The following is a 4,949-nucleotide window of genomic DNA, read 5'->3' on the forward strand; positions in this document are numbered from 1 at the left end:
GCAAGGTTGCGCTTTCGACTTCGTGCTTCTGCATTGCTTACACCCTCCTGGAATCGCAGCGGCGACCCAACAGGTCGGCCAGCAGCGTGGGCCGCATCAACGCAATCGCGGTGCAGCGCATCGGTGAGCGCGCCCTTAAGGCATTGATTTCGGTCTCCATCCGGCCGTCGTCGCCTATTCAATTCCGAGCTTGTTCTTCGTGATCTTTGCGGGCGTGATCAACACGCGGCTCATGCAGTCGAGCTTGCTGGCAGGAAACGAGTACGCGACGATCGCATCGCCGATCTGCGCGCCCAAGGTGTAGACGGCATGCTCATTGACGCCGCGCGCGTAGTCCATCACGATGAGCCTCGCATACTGTTTCCGCAGCGATGCCATCGAGACGCAGCTGCCTGTCACTTCGAAGGATGCCGAATCTGCGCGATTGTCCGCGCCCATGACAACCACGGCGTTCGACGCGAACAGCGACGGAGCGATTTGCTTCGACATCTTGCGAGGCTCCTGCCCATTGGTCATGGCAACCGAGTCAGGGCGGGGGGAGACGAGCGTCAGTACGTCTTTTCCATTCCCTGGAAGAGCCAATGCAATTTTTTCCGAGAAAGCCCAGAGCTGCTTTTCAGCGGCGGCGGAGGCGCGCGGTGCGGCTGCGGCAGGCACGAGCGAAGCAGTCGCGAGGACGACCGCGCCAAGGGCGGCGACGAGAGTCTTCATGGTTTATTGCTCCTCTTGCGAAGGGGGATTGAGTTTGTCGTACTCGTTGCCGTAGTAGACCTTGTAGTTCTCACCGGTAGTGGACGTGACATTGGCCTCGCAGAATGCATCACCCACACGTTGCGCCAAATCGGCTCCCCCGGCCGCGATAGTGGACAGCAGCGCCGGAGCGTTCGCCGCGATCAGGCTGATGTCGGCGCCTCCCTGGGAGGTGTCCAGGATCTCGTTGCGCGCCGTGGAGTTGTTGAGCACGGCCCGTCCTTCATTGGTGCAGGCCTTGGCGATGTAGTCCTCCCGTGTGCCGAGCACCCAGCCCTGATCCAGGTATAGGTGGCCCATCTCGTGGCTGACCATGGACACTCTGGAGTACAACCCAGGGATGTCGTTGGAGGCACACGAATAGTTCTGGATGTAGACAGTGCTTCCCGGCTTGTCCAGATAGGTGGCTGGGCCATACACGAAGGGGAACGTGGTGCCGTTGACCTGGCCGGTGAGCGTGCTGGAGGCAAAGATGACGAAGTCCACGCACTCGCCAAGTCCTGTGCTCACGGGCTGCTGCTGTGCGTGGGCCTGAGTGACACACAAGGCTGACATGGCGATGACGGCCGCGCTGAACATCTTCATGTTTCCTCTTTCCTTGGGGCGTGAGCGCTTTCTAAGGCAGGCAAAAGCTTGAATGCAAGCACGGGGCGCCGCAAATTTGACGTGCCTGGCCAGCTTCGTTTTTGACATTACGAATCCTCCGTAAAGCGGGTTAGCAGTGCAGTCAGCTCGGGCATGGAAACGGCCAGCACGTCGGCCGGCACGCCGACGTTCTCGCAAGCGAGAACCAGCTCGTTGAACTCGCCCGTGGTCGCCTTCTTGCGCACCAGAAAAAGCAGCATTGCCAGAAGCGCATGCGCGCCTTTCTGGCTGCGCTCGATCTCGGCCAGACGGCCGACAAGTTCCTGTCGGTCGGCCCATGCTTCCATGCTGTCGCGGCCTGACTCACGGTGGCTGCCACGGTCGAGAGACTTGTCGCGGATGTACTTGGACAGGTGCTTGTAACCGGCTAGCGCGGCCGCTTCCTCGACCCTGCGGCGATCCTCTTCCGAGTACCAAACAGGGATAGATTTACCGCTGCTCATGGGTGTTTTCTCAAGCTATAGAAAATCCTATAGGCATGAACCTAGCAAAAATAAGGCATTCCGGCTACATCCTATAGAGTAGCTATAGTCATCTATGCGGTGTAAATCGCCCGCAAATCCATGTTTGACAAGGCTTTAGCAACCCCGAAGGGGGTGCGTGATGTGTATTGAGATTTGGGCCTGTTAAGGACCGAAATCTCTAGGGGTTAAGGGCGTACAGGTCGCATAGGCCGAAGGCCGTAGGAGCGGCGACGACAGAAAGTAGACGGTTAGTTAACATATAGCGTGCAAACCGGATACGAATAGAGGTCAATAGGGTTACTATAGGTGTACTAATGGAATGCAAACAGAATACATTTAGAGAACACTTTGACGATGGAGGCACATCAATGACGAAGCCAGACGCAAAACAGGCAGTCAGGCAAACGGAACCGACCTCGAAAGCGGCTCAACTGCGAGAAGTCATGCCAGAGATTGAAAAGAAGCTGGCAGCAGGCGTGCAGCTTGGAACGATCCATAAGGCGCTGACCGATGCCGGTTTCGACCTCACGTTTCAGACCCTCAAGACGTACCTGTATCGCTACCGAAAGAAACATCAAGCAAAGACCGAAGGGCAGCAATCGGCCCCGCGGACGGTCGGCATGCCGGCACCACCTCAACCTGGCGAATCCGAATCTGTATCGCACGAAACAGATTCACCGGAAACATCTACGCCGCGCGGACCAATCTCTATGCAGGAGCTTGACCGCCTGATGAAACCCGACCCGGAAGAACAGGCCAAGGATATCGCCCGTTACGAGCGCTTGGCCAAAGAGAAATGGAGAAAGCACAAATGAAAGTCGCCGTCATAAATTTCAGTGGGAATCCAGGTAAGACCACGTTGGTCGATCACCTGCTTGCACCGCGCATGAACGCACCGAAATTCGAGATTGAGACCATCAATGCAGGATCATCAGCCGACAGTGACGCACAGCGTCTCAAGGGAAAGAACTACGGCGGTTTGCAAGAGGATCTAATGACGCTCCACGCAGCCATCGTGGACGTGGGCGCGTCCAACGTCGAGGAGTTCATCAAGCAGATGGGCCAGTTCGACGGGTCCCACGAAGAGTTCGACTACTTCGTTGTGCCCGCCGTCAGTGAGAAAAAGCAGCAGATCGATACGCTGAATACCATCCGGACGCTGGCAGACCTAGGCGTACCGGCGAAGAAAATCCGCGTGGTGTTCAACAAGGTCGAATTGGAGGACGCGAACGACGTGCCGCGCCTCTTTACGATGATCTTCGGCTTCCACGAGGCCGAGAAACGCTTCACACTGCGACCGGAAGCCGTGGTGTTCAAGAACGAGATTTTCGACCGGCTGCGGACGCTGAAAAAGACTGTCTCGGAAATCGTGGCCGATGAAACGGACTATCGGGCAAGGCTTCGTGAAGCCAAGGACGAGGACGCCAAGGCGCACGCGGTCAGCATGATCTCGGCGCAGCGGCTCGCCAAGTCGGCTAACAAGAACCTCGATGACGTCTACAAAGCGTTGTTCAAGTGATGAGGGGACGTCATGGGGATGATACGCCCAGGATTTCTTAGACATCTCAAGGCCATGGAAAATGGCTGATTCGGAGGTGTCCATGAGCAGTAAGCGGTATACGGATGAGTTCAAGATCGAGGCGGTCCGGCAAGTGACCGATCGTGGGTTCAAGGTGGCAGAGGTCTTCAGGGCGCCATAAAGGGAAATCCGGAAATCGTAGCCTTCGACCGGAACGGTGGTCAGGTTGTCGTGGAAGCCGGAAAGGCGCAGGGCCAAATCATGCGTTAGGCCTTTGAGACTCCAAGCCTTCACAAGCTTGGTGCTCTTGGAAATGTCGCGGTCCTGCTTGCGCTTGTCGGCCTCGATGCGCTTGATGCGACGGGCGCGCACGTCGGGCTGCTCTTTGTACTTGGCCAGCCGCAGGGCGCCAGCGGCGCGGCGGGTCCAGTATTCCGACGTATTCGAGGGGAGGCAGGGATTTGTGTAAAAAACAGCCAAAAGTGGGCTAACTCGCTGTCAGTAAAGGTTACTTACACCAATCCCTGCCGACGCTCAGGTAGTCACCGACTGAGCCTCACTGAGGCAATAGCTCCATCAACCATGCGAGCTCCTCTTCGTTGAATGCCGGGAAATCATCCGCTGCCCCTGCGAAGGGGTCCTCATCTTGTTCCCGCATCACGGTGCTGGACGCTGCCAGGTCGGCAGCCGTGGGCGTACCAGGATCCGGGAGGCCGCCCCCGATACTGGTACGCGGGCGTTTTACCCTCCAACTGAGGGGCAAATGCAGCGCATCGCGCTGTTCGGGAACGCGCACCTCGAACGATTGCTGTGCGGAGGGACCGGTGACAGCACGATCCGATCGGGACCGTTTACGGCTGCTTGCCCGCGTCTGATCTCCCTCGTGCATTGGGCTAGGCGCATCAAGGTCACGCTCCAGCGAATCGGCGAATGCATGCAAAGACGCCTGATCCGGCGTTTGAGTTGAAGTAGGGGACGGTTTGGCCCTTTTCATCCCTGATGCCTGGAGGATACGGTCCCAACGCTGCGAGGCTGGGGGGAGCGTTCCACTGCGGGCTTCGAGTTCGGTGACGCCCACTCTGCGAAAGAGCTGTAACAACCCGTGCCTGCTCATCCCGAACTGCGTCATGGCGTCATCAAATGCTTGCGCTGGGTGGGAGTGGCACTGGAAAAAACCCAGCACGCGAACCACTTGCGCGTGGTCGGCAACGCGATGGGATGTGCGTTCGGGAATACGGCGATTGGTTCTTTTGATCAAGGCCGGCGCGTGCGGCAATCCCTTTTTCACTGCATCCAGCGCAGGACGTCCGCCGAGGCAGGCCAAGGCGACGAGGTGGTCGTTGGTCAACGCGGCCAACGCCGGATCAGGGCGAGATAACTGGGCAACAATGCTCTCCAGCGCCGGCCTGCCGCCGCCATTGCTGGCGATGGCCACCACCTGCTCCGGGGTCAGGCCATGGGCCTGGCACAGCACCGGCAACAGCCGCTGCACCGTCTCCAGCGCCTGCTTGCCACCGCCATTGCTGGCGATGGCCACCACCTGCTCCGGGGTCAGGCCATGGGCCTGGCAC

General features: G+C 58.5%; 5 protein-coding genes and 4 pseudogenes. 4 read left to right on the forward strand and 5 right to left on the reverse strand.

Annotated elements, in window-relative coordinates:
- A pseudogene (locus tag F7R02_RS26730) lies at nucleotides 1–203 on the forward strand (hypothetical protein); the annotation flags it as partial.
- Here F7R02_RS26730 and F7R02_RS26735 read toward each other — a convergent pair.
- The 3 genes from F7R02_RS26735 to F7R02_RS24205 form a co-directional block, all read right to left on the reverse strand.
- On the reverse strand, nucleotides 175–516 hold the full coding sequence (locus F7R02_RS26735) for a hypothetical protein (protein WP_078583841.1): 342 nt from the start codon (nucleotides 514–516) through the stop codon (nucleotides 175–177). The pseudogene F7R02_RS26730 and the gene F7R02_RS26735 overlap by 29 nt on opposite strands.
- Before the next feature lie 198 nt (nucleotides 517–714).
- Nucleotides 715–1,335 carry a hypothetical protein gene (locus F7R02_RS24200; RefSeq protein WP_078590106.1) on the reverse strand — a complete coding sequence of 207 codons (621 nt, stop codon included), beginning with the start codon at nucleotides 1,333–1,335 and terminating at the stop codon, nucleotides 715–717.
- Between the two features lie 107 nt (nucleotides 1,336–1,442).
- A complete protein-coding gene (locus F7R02_RS24205) occupies nucleotides 1,443–1,838 on the reverse strand; it encodes a hypothetical protein (protein ID WP_039447651.1) in 396 nt (131 codons plus the stop codon).
- 389 nt (nucleotides 1,839–2,227) lie between these two features.
- On the opposite strand from F7R02_RS24205, the gene F7R02_RS24210 reads away from it, so the two are divergent.
- From F7R02_RS24210 to F7R02_RS24225, 3 genes and pseudogenes are all read left to right on the forward strand, one after another.
- Nucleotides 2,228–2,674 (forward strand): conjugal transfer protein TraD, encoded by a 447-nt coding sequence (locus tag F7R02_RS24210; protein WP_151210257.1) that lies wholly within the window; start codon nucleotides 2,228–2,230, stop codon nucleotides 2,672–2,674.
- Nucleotides 2,671–3,378 carry a StbB family protein gene (gene stbB / locus F7R02_RS24215; RefSeq protein ID WP_151210259.1) on the forward strand — a complete coding sequence of 236 codons (708 nt, stop codon included), beginning with the start codon at nucleotides 2,671–2,673 and terminating at the stop codon, nucleotides 3,376–3,378. Before F7R02_RS24210 ends, stbB begins: the two co-directional genes overlap by 4 nt.
- A gap of 82 nt (nucleotides 3,379–3,460) precedes the next feature.
- A pseudogene (locus tag F7R02_RS24225) lies at nucleotides 3,461–3,544 on the forward strand (transposase); the annotation flags it as partial.
- Between the two features lie 152 nt (nucleotides 3,545–3,696).
- Here F7R02_RS24225 and F7R02_RS27400 read toward each other — a convergent pair.
- A pseudogene (locus F7R02_RS27400) lies at nucleotides 3,697–3,858 on the reverse strand (DUF3560 domain-containing protein); the annotation flags it as partial.
- Between the two features lie 76 nt (nucleotides 3,859–3,934).
- Nucleotides 3,935–4,949, reverse strand: a pseudogene (locus F7R02_RS24235) (type III secretion system effector avirulence protein AvrBs3); the annotation flags it as partial.

The organism is Xanthomonas cissicola (assembly GCF_008801575.1).
In the GTDB taxonomy this organism is placed as follows: domain Bacteria; phylum Pseudomonadota; class Gammaproteobacteria; order Xanthomonadales; family Xanthomonadaceae; genus Xanthomonas; species Xanthomonas cissicola.

What these genes read in the sequence shown, in the direction of transcription:
- F7R02_RS24210 (WP_151210257.1), top strand. Translation starts at nt 2,228, where the DNA reads ATGACGAAGCCAGACGCAAAACAGGCAGTCAGGCAAACGGAACCGACC.
- F7R02_RS26735 (WP_078583841.1), bottom strand. Translation starts at nt 516, where the DNA reads ATGACCAATGGGCAGGAGCCTCGCAAGATGTCGAAGCAAATCGCTCCG.
- F7R02_RS24205 (WP_039447651.1), bottom strand. Translation starts at nt 1,838, where the DNA reads ATGAGCAGCGGTAAATCTATCCCTGTTTGGTACTCGGAAGAGGATCGC.
- stbB (WP_151210259.1), top strand. Translation starts at nt 2,671, where the DNA reads ATGAAAGTCGCCGTCATAAATTTCAGTGGGAATCCAGGTAAGACCACG.
- F7R02_RS24200 (WP_078590106.1), bottom strand. Translation starts at nt 1,335, where the DNA reads ATGAAGATGTTCAGCGCGGCCGTCATCGCCATGTCAGCCTTGTGTGTC.